The organism is Pseudomonas sp. 210_17 TE3656, from assembly GCF_054821965.1.
This window is the reverse complement of the sequence record NZ_JBTRBC010000001.1, coordinates 1,524,607-1,545,602: the sequence shown is the minus strand read 5'-3', so window position 1 is coordinate 1,545,602 and position 20,996 is coordinate 1,524,607. Positions and strand designations below refer to the sequence as shown.

19 protein-coding genes are annotated in these 20,996 nt (G+C 60.5%); 9 read left to right on the top strand and 10 right to left on the bottom strand.

Annotated elements, in window-relative coordinates:
• Window positions 1–7 precede the first annotated feature (7 nt).
• The 5 genes from ACVI9W_RS07305 to ACVI9W_RS07285 form a co-directional block, all read right to left on the bottom strand.
• Window positions 8–1,414 (bottom strand): hypothetical protein, encoded by a 1,407-nt coding sequence (locus ACVI9W_RS07305; RefSeq protein WP_461529622.1) that lies wholly within the window; start codon window positions 1,412–1,414, stop codon window positions 8–10.
• A 144-nt stretch (window positions 1,415–1,558) separates the two neighbouring features.
• Window positions 1,559–3,235: a 2-isopropylmalate synthase gene (gene leuA / locus ACVI9W_RS07300; protein WP_461529621.1), complete on the bottom strand. Its 1,677-nt coding sequence runs from the start codon at window positions 3,233–3,235 to the stop codon at window positions 1,559–1,561.
• 312 nt (window positions 3,236–3,547) lie between these two features.
• On the bottom strand, window positions 3,548–4,372 hold the full coding sequence (locus tag ACVI9W_RS07295) for a peptidoglycan DD-metalloendopeptidase family protein (RefSeq protein WP_461529620.1): 825 nt from the start codon (window positions 4,370–4,372) through the stop codon (window positions 3,548–3,550).
• A 3-nt stretch (window positions 4,373–4,375) separates the two neighbouring features.
• Window positions 4,376–5,755: an exodeoxyribonuclease VII large subunit gene (xseA, locus tag ACVI9W_RS07290; protein ID WP_461529619.1), complete on the bottom strand. Its 1,380-nt coding sequence runs from the start codon at window positions 5,753–5,755 to the stop codon at window positions 4,376–4,378.
• Window positions 5,752–6,681 (bottom strand): LysR family transcriptional regulator, encoded by a 930-nt coding sequence (locus ACVI9W_RS07285; RefSeq protein ID WP_461529618.1) that lies wholly within the window; start codon window positions 6,679–6,681, stop codon window positions 5,752–5,754. The genes xseA and ACVI9W_RS07285 overlap by 4 nt, the downstream gene beginning before the upstream one ends.
• A gap of 101 nt (window positions 6,682–6,782) precedes the next feature.
• Here ACVI9W_RS07285 and ACVI9W_RS07280 point away from each other — a divergent pair, with 101 nt between their 5' ends.
• The 5 genes from ACVI9W_RS07280 (at window position 6,783) to ACVI9W_RS07260 (ending at window position 11,895) form a co-directional block, all read left to right on the top strand.
• Window positions 6,783–7,565 (top strand): TSUP family transporter, encoded by a 783-nt coding sequence (locus tag ACVI9W_RS07280; RefSeq protein WP_422420552.1) that lies wholly within the window; start codon window positions 6,783–6,785, stop codon window positions 7,563–7,565.
• 18 nt (window positions 7,566–7,583) lie between these two features.
• The gene (locus tag ACVI9W_RS07275) at window positions 7,584–8,141 is read left to right on the top strand and encodes a sugar ABC transporter ATPase (RefSeq protein WP_461529617.1); all 558 of its coding nucleotides are present in this window, start codon (window positions 7,584–7,586) and stop codon (window positions 8,139–8,141) included.
• Window positions 8,142–8,227: 86 nt separating this feature from the next.
• A complete protein-coding gene (guaB, locus tag ACVI9W_RS07270) occupies window positions 8,228–9,697 on the top strand; it encodes an IMP dehydrogenase (protein WP_461529616.1) in 1,470 nt (489 codons plus the stop codon).
• A gap of 79 nt (window positions 9,698–9,776) precedes the next feature.
• Window positions 9,777–11,354 carry a glutamine-hydrolyzing GMP synthase gene (guaA, locus tag ACVI9W_RS07265; RefSeq protein WP_461529615.1) on the top strand — a complete coding sequence of 526 codons (1,578 nt, stop codon included), beginning with the start codon at window positions 9,777–9,779 and terminating at the stop codon, window positions 11,352–11,354.
• A gap of 178 nt (window positions 11,355–11,532) precedes the next feature.
• Window positions 11,533–11,895: a YcgJ family protein gene (locus ACVI9W_RS07260; protein WP_461529614.1), complete on the top strand. Its 363-nt coding sequence runs from the start codon at window positions 11,533–11,535 to the stop codon at window positions 11,893–11,895.
• A gap of 57 nt (window positions 11,896–11,952) precedes the next feature.
• Here ACVI9W_RS07260 and ACVI9W_RS07255 read toward each other — a convergent pair whose 3' ends face one another.
• From ACVI9W_RS07255 to ACVI9W_RS07240, 4 genes are all read right to left on the bottom strand, one after another.
• Window positions 11,953–12,438 (bottom strand): ester cyclase, encoded by a 486-nt coding sequence (locus ACVI9W_RS07255; RefSeq protein WP_461529613.1) that lies wholly within the window; start codon window positions 12,436–12,438, stop codon window positions 11,953–11,955.
• 69 nt (window positions 12,439–12,507) lie between these two features.
• A complete protein-coding gene (locus tag ACVI9W_RS07250) occupies window positions 12,508–13,233 on the bottom strand; it encodes a cache domain-containing protein (RefSeq protein ID WP_461529612.1) in 726 nt (241 codons plus the stop codon).
• Window positions 13,230–13,985, bottom strand: a complete 756-nt coding sequence (locus ACVI9W_RS07245; protein ID WP_461529611.1) for a FadR/GntR family transcriptional regulator — start codon at window positions 13,983–13,985, stop codon at window positions 13,230–13,232. Before ACVI9W_RS07245 ends, ACVI9W_RS07250 begins: the two co-directional genes overlap by 4 nt.
• Entirely contained in the window at window positions 13,978–14,133 is a 156-nt protein-coding gene (locus ACVI9W_RS07240) for a hypothetical protein (RefSeq protein ID WP_461529610.1), read from the bottom strand. The genes ACVI9W_RS07245 and ACVI9W_RS07240 overlap by 8 nt, the downstream gene beginning before the upstream one ends.
• Before the next feature lie 95 nt (window positions 14,134–14,228).
• Between ACVI9W_RS07240 and ACVI9W_RS07235 the strand changes: the two genes are divergently transcribed.
• The 4 genes from ACVI9W_RS07235 (at window position 14,229) to tadA (ending at window position 19,303) form a co-directional block, all read left to right on the top strand.
• A complete protein-coding gene (locus tag ACVI9W_RS07235; protein ID WP_461529609.1) occupies window positions 14,229–15,722 on the top strand; it encodes an aldehyde dehydrogenase in 1,494 nt (497 codons plus the stop codon).
• 54 nt (window positions 15,723–15,776) lie between these two features.
• Window positions 15,777–17,282 carry an APC family permease gene (locus ACVI9W_RS07230; RefSeq protein WP_461529608.1) on the top strand — a complete coding sequence of 502 codons (1,506 nt, stop codon included), beginning with the start codon at window positions 15,777–15,779 and terminating at the stop codon, window positions 17,280–17,282.
• A gap of 159 nt (window positions 17,283–17,441) precedes the next feature.
• Window positions 17,442–18,821 (top strand): multicopper oxidase family protein, encoded by a 1,380-nt coding sequence (locus ACVI9W_RS07225; RefSeq protein ID WP_422420536.1) that lies wholly within the window; start codon window positions 17,442–17,444, stop codon window positions 18,819–18,821.
• Complete coding sequence (tadA, locus tag ACVI9W_RS07220; RefSeq protein ID WP_038614197.1) at window positions 18,821–19,303, top strand: tRNA adenosine(34) deaminase TadA; 483 nt, start codon at window positions 18,821–18,823, stop codon at window positions 19,301–19,303. The genes ACVI9W_RS07225 and tadA overlap by 1 nt, the downstream gene beginning before the upstream one ends.
• A 73-nt stretch (window positions 19,304–19,376) precedes the next feature.
• Here the strand turns inward: tadA and mltF are convergent, their stop codons facing one another.
• The gene (gene mltF / locus ACVI9W_RS07215; RefSeq protein ID WP_038614195.1) at window positions 19,377–20,837 is read right to left on the bottom strand and encodes a membrane-bound lytic murein transglycosylase MltF; all 1,461 of its coding nucleotides are present in this window, start codon (window positions 20,835–20,837) and stop codon (window positions 19,377–19,379) included.
• Window positions 20,838–20,996: the final 159 nt, after the last annotated feature.

The window sequence follows — 20,996 nt, the reverse complement described above, 5'->3', positions numbered from 1 at the left end:
AGTATCCTTACGAGGGTATGCAGTCAGTGACCGTTGCTCGTGTCGTAGCCATGTGGGGAAGGCTTTCGCGCTCACGCTCAAACAGTTTCATGAGATCGTTCAGGGTCAGGTTGCCTTTCATGTAGTTCGCTATCAGCTCTTGGTAATCGAGCGTTTGCTGATAGCTGTAAGCCACATCGTAGTTGTAGTCACAAGCGCAATAGCGATGACACTTGCAGTTGCAGTCGTCGGTGCAGAAGTCGTTGCAGTAACATTGTGGAGGATTATGGCATTCGCAGTCGCAGTGCTCTTCACAGCTGCGTTCGGCTGCCAGGCTATCGCGCAGCGCACATTCCAGATCCATGGCTGTCTTGTAGATTTGGATCGCCTGATCTTCGCTTTCGCGCAAGGTTTCGATTTCTACGTAAAGATCCCTGAGCGTCTGTCGTTGATGGGTTGCCCAGGCGCTATCAGCGGGTGAGAACCTTGCAACCTGTTCAAGCACCTCATCGATGTCCCGTTGCCCCAATTGTTCGCTGAGCCACTGAAAGATGTCCTCGGCCTGAGGGTCTTCGCCGTGGATGAAGGCTTCCAGTTGGTCGTAAAGATTATCGGAGCGCTCTTTGGTCAAAACGATCTGTTTGGCCAGCAGCTTTATCCTGATGCTCAAGCCCTCCAGGCCTGCCTGGCGCAGGGCGCTGGTTGTGTGCTCGAAGAGTTGTTCGTTCAGTATTGCCGCCTGGGTGTGCTGGTTGCCCTGAGCCGTTTCAACATGGTCGCGCATCGCCAGTAAAATTTGCTCGTTGCGATAGTTCTGACGGAAGTTGATCCTTTTCGCCAGCCACTCATCGAGCATCCGGTTGAAACGGCCGTAAGGGTAGTGCTCAGTATCGAAATTGCGCTCGCGCAAAAACCGATAATAGGGGTTTGTGTAAAAAGCTGGCAGCTTGTCCGTGCACTCCTGGAGGATGACCGCGTAATTGCTGACGATCTGCGGTTGACGCTCGATGGCCTGTTGCAGTTGTTGTGTCAGGTTGATGTATGCCGGCGTCTTTTCCAGCTCGCGACGAACCCGTATGTCGAGTGCTTCGCGTTCTTTTTGCACAGCTCTGAATGCCTGCAACGATTGCGCGACCTCCTGCTCCACCACCCGCAATTGCTCGCGCAGGCGTGAATACTCCAGCTGCCGCTCACGCACGGCCTGGCGCACTTCGAATTCCAGTGATGAATTCATGCCGAGTTGAGCCGAAGGTTTGTCTTGCAGGCTGGCAATGACGTCCTGTTCCATCAGCATCTGGCGCTCGTAAATACCGGCGACTTGCTGTCGAACCTTGTTCATAGCCACTTCGAAGCTGCGCGAGTTGTCTTCGACAATCGCCATGAGGGTGGCCGGAGTCATGTTCGCAGCCGTGTTCGAGTATTTGGATTCTTCCATGAAGTAACGCCGGAGTGAGTCACACAGATGGACCAGTATACTGACCATCGCGGGCAAAATGATGGCAGTTTTCTCTCGGGAAACAAAAATGCCCGCCTCTTATGAGGCGGGCATTTCAATCGCGACGCTCGAGCAGTCGGCGGATCAGGCCGCTTTGCTGGATGCCTGTTGCGTCAGCGAGCGGTTCAGGGCGCTGAACAGTGCCTTGAAGCTGGCGGTGGTGATGTTTTCATCGATACCCACGCCGTGCACCGGACGCCCACCGGCCACACGCAGTTCGATATAAGCTGCGGCCTTGGCGTTGGTGCCCGCACCGATGGCGTGCTCGTTGTAGTCCATGATTTCCACAGCCACCGGCAAACCGGCCACCAGGGCTTCCAGGGCGCCATTGCCCTTGCCGCGCCAGTGCAGGGTGGTTTCGCCTTCGCCGGCGACTTCCACTTCCACCGCGCTGTGGCCGTTCTCTTCCTGCAGGCGATGGCTGACCAGCGCGTACGGCGCGTTGGCTTGCAAGTATTCGCGGTGCAGCAGGTTGTAGATCTGCTGGGCAGTCATCTCCAGGCCCAGACGGTCGGTTTCACCCTGAACCACCTGGCTGAACTCGATCTGCATGCGGCGCGGCAGGCTGATGCCGTATTCCTGTTCGAGCAGGTAGGTGATGCCGCCTTTGCCCGACTGGCTGTTGACGCGGATCACCGCCTCGTAGCTGCGGCCGATGTCGGCCGGGTCGATCGGCAGGTACGGCACTTCCCACTTGGCGTCGTCTTTCTGCTGGGTGAAGCCTTTGCGGATCGCATCCTGGTGCGAGCCGGAGAAGGCGGTGTGAACCAGATCACCGACATACGGATGACGTGGGTGCACCGGAATCTGGTTGCATTCCTCGACCACCTTGCGCACGCCGTCGATGTCGGAGAAGTCCAGTTGCGGGTCCAGGCCCTGGGTGTAGAGGTTCAACGCCAGGGTCACCAGGTCGACGTTACCGGTACGCTCGCCATTACCGAACAGGCAGCCTTCGACACGGTCGGCACCGGCCATCAGGCCCAGCTCGGTGGCGGCCACGCCGGTGCCACGGTCGTTGTGGGTGTGCAAGCTGATGATCACGCTGTCGCGACGGTTGACGTTGCGGCCGAACCATTCGATCTGGTCGGCATAGATGTTCGGCGTCGAGACTTCGACGGTGGCTGGCAGGTTGAGGATGATCTTGTTGTCTGGCGTCGGGTTCCACACCTCGATCACCGCGTCACAGACTTCCTTGGCGAATTCCAGTTCGGTGGCGCTGAAGGTCTCGGGCGAGTACTGGAAGGTCCACTGGGTTTCCGGCTGCTGCGCGGCGTATTTGACGAACAGCTTGGCCGCGTTCACCGCGATGTCTTTCACGCCTTGCTTGTCCTGGTTGAAGACGATGCGGCGGAACGACGGGCTGGTGGCGTTGTACAGGTGGACGATGGCCTTTTTCGCACCGCGCAGCGATTCGAAGGTACGGGCGATCAAGTCCTCACGGGCCTGGGTCAGTACCTGGATGGTGGTGTCGTCAGGAATGTGGCCGTCTTCGATCAGGGTGCGAACGAAGTCGAAATCGGTTTGCGAAGCCGAAGGGAAGGAGGCTTCGATCTCTTTCACGCCGACGCTGACCAAGGTCTTCCAGAAACGCAGTTTCTTCGCCGCATCCATAGGCTCGATCAACGACTGGTTGCCATCACGCAGGTCGGAGCTGCACCAGATCGGCGTCTGGGTGATGGTCTTCGATGGCCAGGTACGGTCAGGCAAGTTGACGGTAGGGAAGGCGCTGTATTTTTTCGAAGGGTCTTTGAGCATGGTCATGAAAAGCAATCCTTGAATGTGCGGCCTGGAAAGGTGGCCTGCCGAACGAAAACGAGATGAAAAGGCGAGGCGACGCGATTCAGCTTGGTAGTCGTGCACTGACCAGGCAGAGGCTGCGATGTTGACGAAGCAGGATGAGGGTCTGAAAGGTTTTCATGGCTTCAACCCTAACCAGTGGGGTTAAAGATGGCAAGCCTTGATAAAAAATTGAGAGGAATGCTTAAAAAGTTGAATTTATCGAGATTTTATAGCTCTGCAGAAACAAAAAGACCGCGCCAGTTGCGCGGTCTTTTTGAATGACGCAAGCAAGCATCAGGGCTGGAACGCTCCGATGAAAATCGCCGGGTCCACCCGCGCATCATTGAGGCTGACGTTCCAGTGCATATGCGGACCGGTTGCCCGACCGGTTGCGCCTACCCGCCCGACCACCGCGCCGCGACTGAGCTGCTGGCCTGGCTTCACATCGATTTTCGACATATGGCAGAACATGCTGATAAAGCCCTGGCCATGGTCGACGAACACGGTGTTGCCGTTGAAGAAGTAGTTACCCACCAGAATCACTTTGCCGTTGGCCGGGGTCTTGATCGGCGTTCCGGCAGGCACGGCGAAATCCAGGCCGGCATGTGGATTGCGTTCTTCACCATTGAAGAAGCGGCGCACGCCGAACTTGCTCGACAGCGGGCCATTGACCGGTTTGTCGAGGATCAGGTTGCTCGGCAGGCTGGGGCTGAAGCTGCGGTAGGCCTTGATCTGTTCGGCAAGCTCGGCATCGATGCGCTTGAGGTCGGCCGGGTCGGGGTTGACCTGACGCTTGTTCTTCAAGGTGATGCGTTGCTCTGGATACTTCTTGCTGCCGACTTTGAAGGTCAGCGTGCGGTTGCCCTGGGTGAGCTGCGCCTGGCCAGGTTTCTGTGTCAGCGGCAGACCAACGATGGCCAGCCAGTTGTCCTGTTCCTTGACCACCAGCACCGGTTTGCCGTCAAAGCGCGCGCTCGGTGCCTGGGCCGCCGGGCCGAGGTCAACGACCGCGACGCCACCGGGTACCGGCTTGTTCAATTGACGCGTGATGTAGCTGGCTTGGGCGCTGCTGGCGAACATCAGGCACAGCAGCAACAGCGGGGCAAACAGACGGGGCATGGTTCAGTCCAGTAGTGAAAGCGTGACCGGAGTCAGGTGGTTGTCTTCGACCCGCACTTGCAACTCACCTTCGCCCAGGCGGGCGGTCAGGCGCTGGCCGTTGTGGGTCTGGGCGGCGCTGCGGATCGCCTGGCCGCGCTCATCGAGGAGAATGCTGTAGCCGCGCCCCAGGGTTGCCAGGGGGCTGACCACGTGAAGGGTCTGGACCTGCGCCTGTAAGCGCTGGCGGCGGTCTTTGAGGGTTTCGCGCATGGCGCGCGGCAAGCGTTCGGCGAGGCTGTCCAGGCGCTGTTTGAGCAGGGCCAGGGTGCGTCCCGGGTGTTGCGCGGCCAGGCGCGTGTCGAGCCGGGCGAGGCGTTCGCGGCGCTGGTTCAGGCGCTGTTCGAAGGCGCGGCGCAGGCGCATGTCGAGGTCGTCCAGGCGCTGGGCCTGCTGGCGCAGACGCTCGCCAGGGTGACGCAGGCGCCGGGTCAGGCCGTCCAGGCGCAGGCGGTCGTGCATCAGGCGGCTCTGCATGCGCAGCAGCAGACGCCGTTTCAGGCTGTCGATACGCCGCTGCAGGTCGCTGCTGTCCGGGGCCAGCAACTCGGCGGCGGCCGAGGGCGTAGGGGCGCGCACGTCAGCGACAAAGTCACTTATCGAGACATCGGTCTCATGACCGACAGCGCTGACAATCGGCGTCACACAGGCAGCGATCGCCCGGGCCACCGCTTCTTCGTTGAAGCACCAGAGGTCTTCCAGCGAGCCACCGCCACGGGCCAGGATCAGCGCGTCGAAACCGCGGCTGTCGGCCAGTTGCAAGGCGCGCACGATCTGATTGATTGCCTCGCGGCCTTGTACGGCGGTGGGGATCAGTGTCAGTTCAACCTGCGGGGCACGACGGCGGAACACGCTGATGATGTCGCGGATCACCGCGCCGGTAGGTGAGCTGACAATGCCGATACGTTGCGGGTGGGCGGGCAGGGCAACCTTGTTTTCGGCGCTGAACAGACCTTCGGCGCCGAGTTTCTCCTTGAGTGCTTCGAACGCCAGGCGCAGCGCGCCATCGCCGGCAGGTTCGACGGTGTCGAGGATCAGTTGATAGTCGCCACGGCCTTCAAACAGCGAGACTTTGCCGCGCACCTTGACCGCCAGGCCGTCGCGCAGGGCCTGGCGAACCCGCAGGGCATTTTGGCGGAACAGTGCACAGCGCACCTGGGCACCGCTGTCCTTGAGGGTGAAGTAGACATGACCGGAAGCCGGGCGGGCGAGGTTGGAAATCTCGCCTTCGACCCAGACATTGCGGAACACGTCTTCAAGCAGCACCCGGGCGCGGCCGTTGAGCTGGCTGACGGTCAGGACTTCGCGGTCCAGGCCGAGTCTTTCGAAAGGGTCTTTGATCATGGGGCAGCATCATAAAGGATTGTGGTGTCGGGGTGGCAGTGGGGCGATGCGGCCATATGTTCGACAAACTGCTGCACCAAAGGCCCGGCATCGCGACGGTATGCCAGTGCCACCGTGCTACGGCATCCTTCATCTGCAAGGGCAATGAACCGCAGTGAAGGCGGGGCAATCTCCTGCATGCACTGTGGCAACAAAGCCACACCGAAACCTGCCTGGATCAACTGCAACTGAGTTGTCTTGCGCGACACGACCCGTGCAGCTTTCGGAAAGAATCCTGCCCTCATACACAGCTCGGCAGACAGGTAGCTCAAGCCGCCGCGCTGGCGATGCGGGATGGAAATAAAGGCCTCGTCACGCAACTGCGCCAGACAAACGCTGGTTTCTCTGGCCAGTGGATGATCTTCGGCGACCGCCAGCAACAAGGGCTCCTCAAACAGCGGCTGCACACAAAGCCCTTCATGCTGACGCAGCACCGGCAAGCGCAGCAGGCCGATTTCCAGGCGATCTTCGGCCAGCTCGGCAAGCTGTGCCTCGGAAGACTGCTGGGCGATTTCCATGGCAACGCCCGGATACTCATGCAGATAGCCACTGAGCCGGGTCAACAGCTGCCCGGTCAACGGCACCGTGCTCGAATGATTCAGGCGCAGACTGCCACGTACGCCCTGGCCGACATCCCGGGCCAGGCGTTGGGCTTTCTCCAGGTCCACCAGCAAGGTGCGGGCCCTCGGCAAGAAGGCCAGGCCGGCAGCCGTAAGGCGCGGCTGGCGAGCGGTGCGTTCGAACAGCAAGGTCTCAAGCTGCGCCTCCAGCTCCTTGATCTGCCGGCTCAGGGCCGACTGGGCAATGAACAGGCGCTCGGCGGCGGCGCTGAAACTGCCGCTTTCGGCGATTTCGACGAAGTATCGCAACTGACGGGTGGAGATCATTGTGATATGCCGTTTCAAGATGGCTAGTGGCGTAATTGCATATTAGTCGGCATGGCTTGGCGCTGGCTAAAGTTTCCACACATTCACTGTTGGCGACCGCCATGCTCTCGACTCTGTTCGCTCAAATACCTTTCACCTCTTTCGACTGGCTGCCGATCCTGCTCGGCGTCGGCGCTGCCTATATAGTCTTCGGCATCGCCGGCTTCGGCACGGCACTGGTGGCCGGGCCGGTGCTGATCAACTTCATGCCGTTGTCGCGGATCATCCCGTTGCTGGTGTTGCTGGATTTTGTCGCCGCTTTCGGCAACTGGCTGCCGGCGCGCAAGGCGGTGGCCCGCGCGGAATTGCTCCGCCTGCTGCCGTGTATGGCGCTGGGCTGCACTCTCGGTGTGGTGTTTCTGCTCAACCTCAAGTCCGACTTGTTGTTGCTGCTGATGGGCCTGTTTATCAGTGCCTATGCCTTGTATAGCCTGGCGGTGAAGATCAGGCCGGCACAGCTCTCGGCCTCCTGGTCGGTACCGATGGGAACCGTGGGCGGTTTGTTCGGTGCCCTGTTCGGTAGCGGTGGCTTTCTCTATGCCATCTATCTCAACGCCCGGCTGCCCTCCAAGGAGCAGGCGCGGGCGACCCAAAGCGCGCTGATCAGCTGCAGTACCGTGGTGCGCCTGAGCCTGTTCCTGATTGCCGGGGTGTATGCCGACCTGCCGTTATTGCTGCTGGCGCTGTGCTTGCTGCCGATGATGCTGATCGGGCTGTACCTGGGCCGGCGCCTGACCCTGAACATGTCGCGGGACGCCTTCGTGCGTCTGGTCACCTGGCTGGTGCTGGCCAGCGGCATTGCCCTGATCGGTCGCTACCTGAGTGCGGTAAACTGGCAGCTTTGAGCATGTTTGGCTGCCGTCATGATTACCCAGAGCATCATTGTCCCGAAAATCTCCACTGTTCCTGTGCATGAGCCGCGCGCGCGGGCAATCCTGCGCTGGCTGGTGCGCGAGAAGATCATCGAGGAACAACTGAGCACCTGCGGCAGCACCGGCAACCGTATGGCTTACGCCATCGCCGAAGGTGCGCGCAAAGTCGTCGAGCGCCCCGAGCTGCTGCCATTCGGGCAGGCGATCAATGGCCTGGAAGTGATTACAAAGCGTTGCATCTACACACCCCTCGACGATTTTCTCGAAGAGGCGGGCTGCGCCGAATGCCGCCGCGAGGTGGGCGTGGCGCTGTTTGAAAGCCTGGAGGAGTGGATGCCCGGGCAGACCGACAATTTCATTTGCCCGCTGTGCGGCCATGAAGACGACATCAACGGCTTCCTGTTCCTGCAATCCTGTGCGTTTTCCAACCTGGGTTTCATCTTCAATAACTGGGGCGCAGCGGGATTCAAGCAGGCTTTTCTCGATGACTTTGCCGACTGGCTGGATCAGCCGGTGGCCGTGGTGCAGGTAAAGCGCAGCGGTAACTGACCGAAGGACCGATCTTTGCATTGAGTGAAGGGCTCTGGATGAGTATAATGGCGCGCTTCCATTTTTCCCGCCCGGGAGCCCCCGCGATGCTGCGTATCAGCCAAGAAGCCCTGACCTTCGACGACATTCTCCTAGTGCCTGGTTATTCAGAGGTGCTACCCAATGAAGTCAGTCTCAAGACCCGTTTGACCCGTGGCATCGAGCTGAATATTCCGTTGGTTTCCGCCGCCATGGATACCGTGACCGAAGCCCGTCTGGCCATTGCCATGGCCCAGGAAGGCGGCATCGGCATCATCCACAAGAACATGACCATCGAGCAGCAAGCTGCCGAAGTGCGCAAAGTCAAGAAGTTCGAGGCCGGCGTGGTCAAGGACCCGATCACCATCGAGGCTGATGCCACGGTACGTGATCTGCTCGACCTGACCCGCCTGAACAACATCTCCGGCGTTCCGGTGCTGCACGATGGCGACCTGGTCGGCATCGTTACCTCTCGCGACATCCGCTTCGAAAACCGTCTGGATGCCACTGTCCGTGAAGTGATGACGCCTAAAGAGCGCCTGGTCACGGTCATGGAAGGCGCCGACAAGAATGAAGCGCGCGAACTGCTGCACAAACACCGCATCGAGCGCGTGCTGATCGTCGACGACAAATTCGCCCTCAAAGGCATGATGACCGTCAACGACATCGAAAAAGCCAAGGCCTACCCGCTGGCCAGCAAGGACGACCAGGGTCGTCTGCGCGTTGGTGCTGCGGTCGGTACTGGCAAAGACACCGGTGATCGCGTTTCCGCACTGGTTGCTGCCGGCGTTGACGTGGTAGTGGTCGACACCGCTCACGGTCACTCCAAAGGCGTGATCGATCGCGTTCGCTGGGTCAAAGAGAACTTCCCGCAGGTTCAGGTCATCGGTGGCAACATCGCTACCGGCGCTGCTGCCAAGGCCCTGGCCGAAGCCGGCGCTGACGCGGTCAAGGTCGGTATCGGCCCTGGCTCGATCTGCACCACCCGTATCGTCGCCGGTGTCGGCGTGCCGCAGATCAGCGCCATCGCCAATGTCGCCGCCGCCCTCGAAGGCACCGGTATCCCGTTGATCGCCGACGGTGGCATCCGCTTCTCCGGTGACCTGTCCAAGGCCATCGTGGCCGGTGCTTCGGCGGTGATGATGGGCTCGATGTTCGCCGGTACCGAAGAGGCACCCGGCGAGATCGAACTGTTCCAGGGTCGTTCCTACAAGGCTTACCGCGGCATGGGCTCGCTGGGCGCTATGTCCCAGGCCCAGGGCTCCTCGGACCGCTACTTCCAGGACTCCTCGGCCGGTGCCGAGAAGCTGGTTCCGGAAGGTATCGAAGGTCGCGTGCCGTACAAGGGCACCCTGACCGCGATCATCCACCAGCTGATGGGTGGCCTGCGTTCCTCGATGGGTTACACCGGCAGCGCCAACATCGAAGAGATGCGCACCAAGCCTGAGTTCGTGCGTATCACCGGTGCCGGCATGGCCGAGTCCCATGTGCATGACGTACAGATCACCAAAGAAGCGCCAAACTACCGCGTAGGTTGATGCTTCTGGCAACACTTGCAAGCGGGGCTGTTATCGACAGCCCCGCGTCGTTTCCGATTACCACTGACGAGATTGAGTCATGGCCCTCGACATTCACGCTCACCGCATCCTGATCCTCGACTTCGGTTCCCAGTACACCCAGCTGATCGCCCGCCGCGTGCGCGAAATCGGCGTGTACTGCGAACTGCACCCGTTCGACATGGACGACGAAGCGATTCGCGAATTCGCTCCGCGCGGTATCATCCTGGCCGGCGGCCCCGAGTCCGTGCATGAAGCCAACAGCCCGCGCGCGCCACAGGCCGTCTGGGACCTGGGTGTGCCGGTATTCGGCATCTGCTACGGCATGCAGACCATGGCCGAGCAACTGGGCGGCAAGGTTGAAGGTTCCGAGCTGCGCGAATTCGGTTATGCCCGCGTTGATGTAGTCGGCAAGAGCCGCCTGCTCGATGGTATCGAAGACCACGTCGATGCTGACGGCGTACTCGGCCTGGACGTATGGATGAGCCACGGTGACAAGGTCACCCGCATCCCGGAAGAATTCCACATCCTCGCCAGCACCCCGAGCTGCCCGATCGCCGGCATGGCCGACGACACCCGCGGCTACTACGGCGTGCAGTTCCACCCGGAAGTGACCCACACCAAGCAGGGCGGTCGCATCCTCTCGCGCTTCATCCTCGACGTTTGCGGCTGCGAAGCCCTGTGGACGCCGTCGAAAATCGCCGAAGACGCGATTGCCCAGGTGCGTGCCCAGGTCGGTACCGACAACGTCCTGCTCGGCCTGTCCGGCGGCGTCGACTCCTCGGTGGTTGCGGCCCTGCTGCATAAGGCCATCGGCGACCAGTTGACCTGCGTCTTCGTCGACAACGGCCTGCTGCGTCTGCACGAAGGTGAGCAAGTGATGGCCATGTTCGCCGAGAACATGGGCGTCAAGGTGATTCGCGCCAATGCCGAAGATCAGTTCCTGAACAACCTGGCTGGCGAAGCGGACCCTGAGAAGAAGCGCAAGATCATCGGCCGTACCTTCATTGACGTGTTCGATGCCGAGTCGAACAAGCTTGAGAACATCAAGTACCTGGCCCAGGGCACCATCTACCCTGACGTGATCGAGTCGGCTGGCGCCAAGAGCGGCAAGGCCCACGTGATCAAGTCGCACCACAACGTGGGTGGTTTGCCGGAAGAGATGAACCTCAAACTGGTCGAGCCGCTGCGCGAGCTGTTCAAGGACGAGGTCCGTCGCCTCGGTCTGGAGCTCGGCCTGCCGTACGACATGGTCTACCGTCACCCGTTCCCGGGCCCGGGTCTGGGTGTGCGCATCCTCGGTGAAGTGAAGAAGGAATACGCCGACCTGCTGCGTCGTGCCGACCATATCTTCATCGAAGAACTGCGCAAGGCCGACTGGTACCACAAGGTCAGCCAGGCATTCGTAGTGTTCCAGCCGGTGAAATCGGTGGGTGTGGTCGGTGACGGCCGTCGTTACGCCTGGGTCGTGGCCCTGCGTGCGGTAGAAACCATCGACTTCATGACCGCACGTTGGGCGCATCTGCCTTACGAGCTGCTGGAGACTGTCAGCGGCCGGATCATCAACGAGATCGAAGGCATCTCGCGCGTTACTTACGACGTGTCGAGCAAGCCGCCAGCAACGATCGAGTGGGAATGATTGGGCGCCTGGTACTGACCAGCACCAAGTAGCAAGAAACACCCAGAAGCCCGCTTAACTGCGGGCTTTTTTTCATCTCCAGCCTGGCGCGATCCCATGCGACGGGAACATTCCATCGCAACTGACGGTCATTGTCAGGCGTGTTGGCGCGCTCACTCACTTAAACGGGGTTATCCGATTGAACCCGAAATTTATTCCGTTCTCTCTGGCCATGCTGCTTGCCGCATCCGTAATGCCTGCACAGGCGCAGCAGAAGGTTGCCCTCAATTCGCCTGAGCCGGGCGTGCTGTGCGACCGTTACCTGTGTGTCGACGGTAAGAGCGGCGTTTCCCGCGAATTGACCGAGAAACATCTTGGCAAGAAAGCCGCGACCAAGCTGTTTTCACAAGGCGACTTCGACCCGACCCAGTTCACCTTTGCCAATGGCATTTTCTGCGACGTCAAAGAGCGCTTGTGCCGTGAGGATCGCTATTACGGTGTGGACGGCGAGCGCAGCGGGAAAGTCTCTGAGAAATATACGAAGCTGCTTTTTGTTCACTAGGCCGCAAGCAACACCTTGAAGCCCACGTAATGGTGGGCTTCAAGGTGCCAACCGAAATTACCAACCCAGCTGCTTGTTGAACGACAACGCATCATAGTAGTCGTGCTGCGACGCGATCTTGCCGTCCTTCAGCTTGACGAAACTGACACCCTTGAACGACAACGGCTTGTTGGTCGCTGGCGTCTCAGGCGCCCAGGCACCGGTGTTGTGCCCGTCGAACTGCCACTCGAAGGCGATGTTGTCGCCGTCGACAATTGGTTGGCCAACCATCTGCCATTTCAGGTCAGGCACTGCATCGATAAACAGCTTGATGACTTCGACCCTGGCGGCTTCCCGACCGACTTTGGGCACCCCTACGGACGCGTCGAGAAATTCTCCGTTCTCGGCAAAATACTGTGCCGCGGCATCGGGGTCGTGTTTGTTCCAGGCGCTCATGTAGGCGTTGATGACCTCCAGCGTCTTGTCTTTGTCCGCTGCCACCGAGAACTGGGCAAACAACAGGAAGACCAGGATGCTGGCAAGGCGAAGTGATATCCGGTGCATGGTATTTCCTCTTCGATTGTTGCTGTTGTTGGAAAGACGGAAATCAGTTTTGCCTAAGGATGCAACGGCCTATCGCGGCGTCGGCAGCTCAACCAGTGACCAGTCGATCGATAGCGGTTTGAGCTTGTGTACCTTGGCGGCGGCAGGGCGGCTGGCCATGTTGCCGACGAACCAATTGGTGGAGTTGGCTGCGACGATACGGCCTTCGCCGTTGATGATGAATGCCTCGTTCTGCATGCGCAGCAGGCAGCGGGTGAGCAGTTGATCGAATTCATGCATGGCTATATCCGCCGCGGCAACGCCGACAAAACGCCCGCCGGCGAGGATCGGCAACGAGAACGCCAGTATGTAGAGTTCGGTGCCGTAGAGGTCCACGAAGGGGCCTTCGACCGATGCCTGCAGCGTAAGCTTCGGCCGGGTGAACCAGGGCATGCCCTGGTAGTTGTAGAAGCTTTCGCTTTGGCGATTGAAGTTAAGCATCATCGGCGCGATTTTGCCGCTGGCGGGGCGGTAGAACCATTCGAGGAACAGCTCTTGATCGGCCAGCTCGCCCGGCTCCAGCACCACGCCAGTGCCGTGGATGTAGGTGTCGTTGCTTGACAGCCGCTCTTCGATGGTCGCCTGCAGGAACGCCAGGTCTTTGGAGGTCGGTTTTCTGCCTTCGACAGCCAGTGCGTCCCACACCGTCACCACCTGTTCGGCCAGCGTTTCGAGTTGTTCGAATACCTTGCTGAAAACCGCTTCCAGGCGCTGGGTGCACTGCTGAAGCTCGTCGTTCTGTTCTGTCGTGGTCATGACAACCTGCTCTCTTGCTGCCCAAGCAACTGGAAACGCAAATCCATCAGGCGCTTGATGCCTTCTTTGATATGGGCTTCGGTCAGCGCGCTGGCCAGGTTGGATTCGCCGGCAATCACTGCCTGGAGTATGGCCCGGTGCTCGGCGATGGCGGTGTTTTTCTGTGCTTCGTCGGTGCAGATCCAGTGCAGCTCGCCAATTTCGGCTTGCAGGCGCATTTCTGCATGGGTCAGGCGCACCGATTGGGCGGCGACGGCAACCTCGATGTGGAAACGGGCATCGGCCCGGCGCAGCTCGCTGCGCGCCGTGGCGTCCTGCAGTGCGCTGACGAAATGCTCCAGTCGTTGGTGCTGGACACTGGAGGCGCGGCTAGCCGCCAGGCCCGCGGCGGTGGCGGAAATCGCGATCTGTTCGTCGCAGAGGTCGCGAAGTGCCAGCGAGCTCATGGCGCTCAACCTGGCCTTGAGAAAGTCGTCGGAGACCTCCACGGGGGCGCAGACGAAGCTGCCGCCATTTCTGCCGCGCCTGGTTGCGACAACGCCGCGCTGACGCAGGATTGCCAGGGCATCGCGCAAGGTAACGGTGGCCACGCCGAAACGGCTCGCCAGCTCGCTTTCGCTGGGCAATTGCTCGCCCTCGCCAATCAGGCCCAGGTCAATGACCTCGATCAGCCGACGAGCTACCTCCTCGGGTTTGCCTTCCTGGCTCACCTGTAGCAAAGACAGGCGGTTCACTTTATTCGGTTCAGTCATCCGGGTCGCCGTAAAAATATGAAACTAGATTTCTTTTAGCCATCTGCCGCTTGGTGCGCAACAGAAAAGCCCATTTCAAGCGTGGAATATCCGAAAGCAGGTCGCTTTTAGATAAAAACGACACGCGGATTGGCAGTTCTTCGAACATAAGATACGGTTTCATATGTTTAATAAAAAGCCTGGTTTCCGCAGCCACGGGAGCGTTGACAGGCACTGGCATCGACACAGAGGAACGGCACCGTCATGACGAATCCAACGCTTAGCACTTGGGAAGCTCGCGCACAGGCCCTGAAGATTGAAGGGCGTGCGTTTATCGGTGGGGACTATACCCACGCCATCGAACGGGAAACCTTCGATTGTCTGAGTCCGATCGATGGCCGGCTGCTGACCAAGGTCGCCAGTTGCTCGGCGGCAGATGCTGATCGCGCCGTTGAAGTGGCCCGCGCCACCTTTGATTCCGGCGTCTGGTCGCGCATGGCGCCGGCAGACAGAAAGCAGGTCATGATCCGTTTTGGCGCCTTGCTCGAAGCCCATGCCGACGAACTGGCGCTGCTGGAAACCCTGGACATGGGCAAGCCGATCAGTGACTCGCTGGCCGTCGACGTGCCAGGTGCTGCGCAAGCGCTGAGCTGGAGCGGCGAAGCCATCGACAAGATCTACGACGAAGTGGCGGCCACCGCGCATGACCAGCTCGGTCTGGTGACCCGCGAGCCGGTGGGTGTGGTTGCCGCTATCGTGCCGTGGAACTTCCCGCTGATGATGGCCTGCTGGAAACTCGGCCCGGCGCTGTCGACCGGTAACTCGGTGATCCTCAAGCCGTCAGAGAAATCGCCACTGACCGCCATCCGTATCGCCCAGCTGGCGATCGACGCCGGTATCCCGGCTGGCGTCCTCAACGTGCTGCCAGGCTATGGCCACACGGTCGGCAAGGCCCTGGCCCTGCACATGGACGTCGATACTCTGGTGTTCACCGGCTCGACCAGGATCGCCAAGCAGCTGCTGGTCTACGCCGGTGAGTCGAACATGAAGCGCGTCTGGCTGGAAGCCGGTGGCAAGAGCCCGAACATTGTCTTCGCCGATGCTGCCGACCTGCAGGCTGCAGCCGAATCGGCGGCTGGCGCCATTGCCTTCAACCAGGGTGAGGTTTGCACCGCAGGCTCGCGCCTGCTGGTGGAGCGTTCGATCAAGGACAAATTCCTGCCGCTGGTGGTCGAGGCGCTGAAGGCCTGGAAGCCCGGCAACCCGCTGGACCCGGAAACCAATGTCGGTGCTCTGGTCGATAACCAGCAGATGAACACCGTGCTGTCCTACATCGAGTCCGGTCGCAATGACGGCGCCACGCTGCTGGTGGGTGGCAAGCGCACCCTGCAGGAAACCGGTGGCACTTATGTCGAGCCGACCATTTTCGATGGCGTCAGCAATGCCATGAAGATCGCTCAGGAAGAAATCTTTGGCCCCGTGCTGTCGGTGATCACCTTCGACAGCGTCGAAGAAGCCATCAACATCGCCAACGACACGCCGTATGGTCTGGCCGCTGCCGTATGGACCGCCGATATCTCCAAGGCGCACCTGACCGCCAAAGCGCTGCGAGCCGGTAGCGTGTGGATCAACCAATACGATGGCGGCGACATGACCGCACCGTTCGGTGGCTTCAAGCAATCGGGCAACGGCCGCGACAAGTCGCTGCATGCGTTCGACAAGTACACTGAACTGAAAGCGACCTGGATCAAGTTGTAAGTCTGCAAACAAAAACAATAACTGCCGACAGGACAATGTCCTCAGGATAACAGCATGAACAGTTCCGAACTCACTGCGGTGGACCGCGATGCAGCCCAGCTCAAGGCGCTTGGCTATACGTCGAATTTCGAAAGAAGCATGAGCCTGTGGGAAAACTTTGCGCTGGGCTTCACCTACCTTTCGCCGGTCGTGGGCGTTTATACGCTGTTCGGCCTGTGCCTGGCGGCAGGCGGGCCGCCGATGATCTGGTCGTACTTGCTGGTCGGTTTCGGGCAGATGCTGGTGTGCCTGATTTTCTGCGAAGTGGTTTCGCAGTTTCCGATTTCCGGCGGCGTCTATCCGTGGGCCCGCCGTCTGGTGGGCAAGCGCTGGGCGTGGATGGTCGGCTGGATCTACTCCGTGTCGCTGTGCGTGACCATTGCTGCGGTTGCGCTCGGTGCCGGTCCCTACATCGCGGCGATGCTCGGCTTCGAACCGAGCCCGGTGACCAATACATTCGTCGCGCTGGCCCTGACCGTGCTGGCAACCCTGTTGAACCTGAGCGGGACCAAGTTGCTGGCCAAGGTCGCGATGTTCGGTTTCATCTGCGAGCTGCTGGGAGCGATTGTGATCGGTGGCTACCTGCTGATCTTCGAGCGTCATCAGCCGTTTTCGGTGCTGTTCAATACCTTTGATATCAGTATCGACGGCAGTTACTGGCCGGCGTTCCTGACCGCTTCGCTGGCCGGCATGTTCCTCTATTACGGCTTCGAAGCGTGCGGTGATGTGGCGGAAGAGACGCCAAACCCGAGCAAGCGCATTCCCAAAGCCATGCGCATGACCATCTACATCGGTGGTGGTGCCGCGATTTTCGCCGCATTGGCCTTGATCCTCGCGGTTCCGGACATTGCCAAGGTGCTGTCCGGCGAAGACAAGGACCCGATGTCGACCATCATGGCCAATGCCTTCGGGCCGACCGGTTGGAAGATTGTCACGGCGGTCATCACCGTGTCCTTCGTGTCCTGCGTGCTGAGCTTGCAGGCGGCGGCCAGCCGTTTGCTGTACTCCTTTGCCCGCGACGAAATGGTCATGGGCAGCAGTGTGCTCAAGCGTCTGTCGCCCAATACCCGGGTGCCCACGGCGGCATTGATCACCTGCGGTCTGATCCCGGCTGCGATCGTCTGTGCCGGGTTCTACCTGGAAAACGCCATTGCGATCATTGTCAGCTTCGCCGCCATCGGCATTTATATGGCCTTCCAGATGATTGTCGGCGGGGCGCTGTTCGCCCGGCTGCGCGGCTGGAGGCCGGCAGGTCAGTTCACCCTGGGCGGCTGGGGCTGGATCGTGAACATCCTGGCGCTGGTCTATGGCTTGCTGGCGATCACCAACATGTCCTGGCCGCGTACGCCGGATGCCCCCTGGTACAGCAACTACGGCATCTTGCTGACGTCGGCGGTGGTGATTGGTATCGGCCTGGTCTACATGGTCCTGTTCAAACCCTATGACAAAGGCACGGCGCCGTTTGCCGATGCGTGGAAGTTGCACAACGACCAGAACGTGAGTGCGCCCAGCCGGGCGTGATGAAGAAGGGCGCTCAGGCGCCCTTTTTTTGTCGGCGTTTGCCTGCGGCAACACTTCACTTAATCTTTCGCAATTGCAGGTGTATCGTATTCGCCCTTCATCGTTGGTGCCTGGCAAGGTGCCGGCATGTTGTTCCTGGCATTACGAGGTACCTGCTGCATGTCCTTTACCCGGCGACAAATACTCGGTGGCCTGACCGGCCTGGTGGCAATCGGCCTGGGTGCCGGTGGCGCATCCCGTTACTGGCTGGGGCGCAGCGACCCGAACGCCGGGCATGACTACGAGTTGATTGCCGCGCCGCTGGATGTCGAGCTGGTTTCCGGCCACAAGACCGAGGCCTGGGCTTTCGGCCCCTCCGCGCCGGGCACCGAGTTGCGGGTGCGTCAGGGTGAGTGGCTGCGTGTGCGTTTCATCAACCACCTGCCGGTAGCCACCACCATTCACTGGCATGGCATCCGCCTGCCGCTGGAAATGGACGGTGTGCCTTACGTCTCGCAGCTGCCGGTATTGCCGGGCGAGTATTTCGATTACAAGTTCCGCGTCCCGGATGCTGGCAGCTTCTGGTATCACCCGCATGTGAACAGCTCCGAAGAGCTCGGCAAAGGCCTGGTCGGGCCGCTGATCGTCGAGGAGCGCGAGCCCACCGGCTTCAAGCATGAGCGCACACTGAGCCTGAAAAACTGGCATGTGGACGAGCAGGGCGCCTACCTGCCGTTCAGCATCCCGCGTGAAGCCGCCCGTGGGGGGACTGCCGGGCGTTTGATCACCATCAATGGCCAGGCCAACGCCGTCGTCGACATGCCCGAAGGGCAGATCGTGCGGGTGCGCCTGCTCAACCTGGACAACACCCTGACCTACCGGATCAACCTCAAGGGTAACTTTGAGGCCAAGGTCTACGCCCTCGATGGCAACCCGATCACCCCGCGGCCGCTGGGCAAGGATTACTGGCTCGGCCCGGGCATGCGTATCTGCCTGGCAATCAAGATGCCGCCTGCCGGCGAAGAGCTGTCGTTGCGCGATGGCTCGGTGCGCTTGGGCACCTTGCGTTCGGTGGCCAGCAGTGAGGTGCCCGGCGACTGGCCACCGGCGTTGCCGGCCAACCCGATTGCCGAGCCGGACCTGGCCAATGCCGAGAAGCTCAACTTCAATTTCGAGTGGGTGGGCTCGGTTTCGGTCAACACCGAGAACGGCAAGCCGCCTAGCCTGTGGCAGATCAATGGCCAGGCCTGGGACATCACCGACAAGACCTGTGCCGAGCGGCCGATCGCCACCTTGCAAAAGGGCAAGAGCTATATCTTCGAGCTCAAGAACATGACTCAGTACCAGCACCCGATCCATTTGCATGGCATGAGTTTCAAGGTGCTCAGCTCGAACCGCCACAAGTTTCCGGAACAGTACTTCACCGATACTTACCTGCTGGGCAAGAACGAGAGTGCCCAGGTGGCGTTGGTCGCCGATAACCCGGGCACCTGGATGTTCCATTGCCATGTGATCGACCATATGGAAACCGGCCTGATGGCCGCCATCGAGGTCGCCTGATGCGTCAGCCGCAAATCATCGATCGCAGCCGCGACCAGGAGTTCATGCGTCAGGCCCTGGAGCTGGCGGCGCAAGGTGCGGCCATGGGCGAGGTGCCGGTGGGCGCGGTGCTGGTGCAGCATGGTCAGGTCATTGGCCGGGGCTTCAACTGCCCGATCAGCGGCAGTGATCCCAGTGCCCACGCCGAAATGGTCGCCATCCGCGCCGCCGCCCAGGCCGCGAGCAACTACCGACTGCCCGGCAGCACCCTGTATGTGACGCTGGAGCCCTGCAGCATGTGCGCCGGGCTGATCGTTCATTCGCGCATTGCGCGGGTGGTGTACGGCGCGTTGGAGCCCAAGGCGGGCATTGTGCAGAGCCAGGGGCAGTTTTTCACCCAGGGCTTTCTCAACCATCGGGTGTTGTTCGAAGGTGGAGTGCTGGCGGAGGAGTGCGGGACGATTTTGTCCGAGTTCTTCAAAGCGCGTCGGGCCAAGGCCTGAGTGGTGATTTGATCGCGGGGCAAGCCCGCTCCCACAGAGATCTGGTGGGAGCGGGCTTGCCCCGCGATGCATTTCAGAGCGGCGGCGAGGGCTCAGGCGGCTTGGTCTTGTCGACACCCGGCACGTGCAGGCTGCCTTCGGCCACCTGGCTGCCCTCCAGCTGTGGCTGTGTCACCCAGGTGAGGATGTCGTAGTAACGGCGGATGTTGGCCACAAAGTGCACTGGTTCGCCGCCGCGGGCATAACCGTAGCGGGTTTTGCTGTACCACTGTTTCTGCGACAGGCGCGGCAGCATTTTCTTCACATCCAGCCATTTGTTCGGGTTCAACCCCTCGCGTTTGGCCAGTTTTCGCGCATCGTCCAGGTGACCGCCGCCGACGTTGTAGGCCGCCAAAGCAAACCAGGTGCGGTCCGGCTCCTTGATCGAGTCGTCCAGTTGTTCCTTCACGTGCATGAAGTACTTGGCCCCGCCACGAATGCTCTGCACCGGGTCCAGCCGATTGGACACACCCATGGCCTGGGCGGTGCGCTGGGTCAGCATCATCAGGCCGCGCACGCCGGTCTTGGAGGTGACTTCCGCCTGCCACATGGATTCCTGGTAGCCGATGGCGGCCAGCAGGCGCCAGTCGACCTGCTCTTTCTTGGCCGACGCCTTGAAGTGTTTCTCATAGCGCGGCAAGCGTTGCTGCAGGTGTTGGGCGAAGGTGTAGGCGCCGACGTAGCCAAGCACATCGACATGCCCGTAATAACGGTCTTTCAGGCGTTGCAAGGTGCCGTTCTTCTGCACCTTGTCGAGAAATTCGTTGATCTCGTTGAGCAGGCTGTTGTCATCCCCGGCCGCCACCGCCCAGCGCTGGTCACGCGAATCACCGAGGTCGAACGCGACCCGCACGTTGGGAAAATAGACCTGGTTCATCGCCAGCTCATTGGAATCGACCAGGGTCAGATCGATCTGACCTTCATCGACCATGCGCAGTAGGTCAACCACCTCTACAGCGTCAGACTCTTCGTATTCGAGTGCCGGATACTGCTTTTTCAGTTCTGCCAGCTGTTCGGCATGGGTGCTGCCCTTGAGCACCATGATCTTCTTGCCGACCAGGTCTTTGGCATCGGTCGGCCGCGAGCGACCGTTGCGGTAGATAATCTGCGGGGTGACTTCCAGGTACGGATGGGAGAAGCGTACCTGTGACTTGCGCCGCTCGCTGCTGACCAGGCCGGCCGCCGCCACTACCGGCCCCGATGGTTTGCCGAGCTGGTCGTACAGCTCGTCGAGGTTGTCGGCGGTTTCGATTTTCAGTTCGACCCCGAGGTCATCGGCAAAACGCTTGACCAGCTCGTATTCGAAGCCAGTTTCACCGTTGCGGTCCTCGAAGTAAGTGGCCGGGCTGTTGCGGGTGATCACGCGCAGCACACCATCCTCCTTGACGCGCTCCAGGGTGCTGGGTTTTTCAACACAGGCACCGAGCATCAGGAAGAGTCCGGTTGCGATGAGCCATCTGGCGCAACGCTGGCGCAAAGCGGTTTGGGCAAACATAGGTTGCAGTATACGCAAAGGACCGGTCCCGCCATATCTCGACAACGGTTTGCTTGTCTGCTAACGCGCTTTGCGCTAGGCCGGGGAGGGCGCGCGGACAGGTCATTTTTTTGACCCCTGAGTCCGGTTTGTTTCGCCGACACGCGGCCGCGTCAGAAT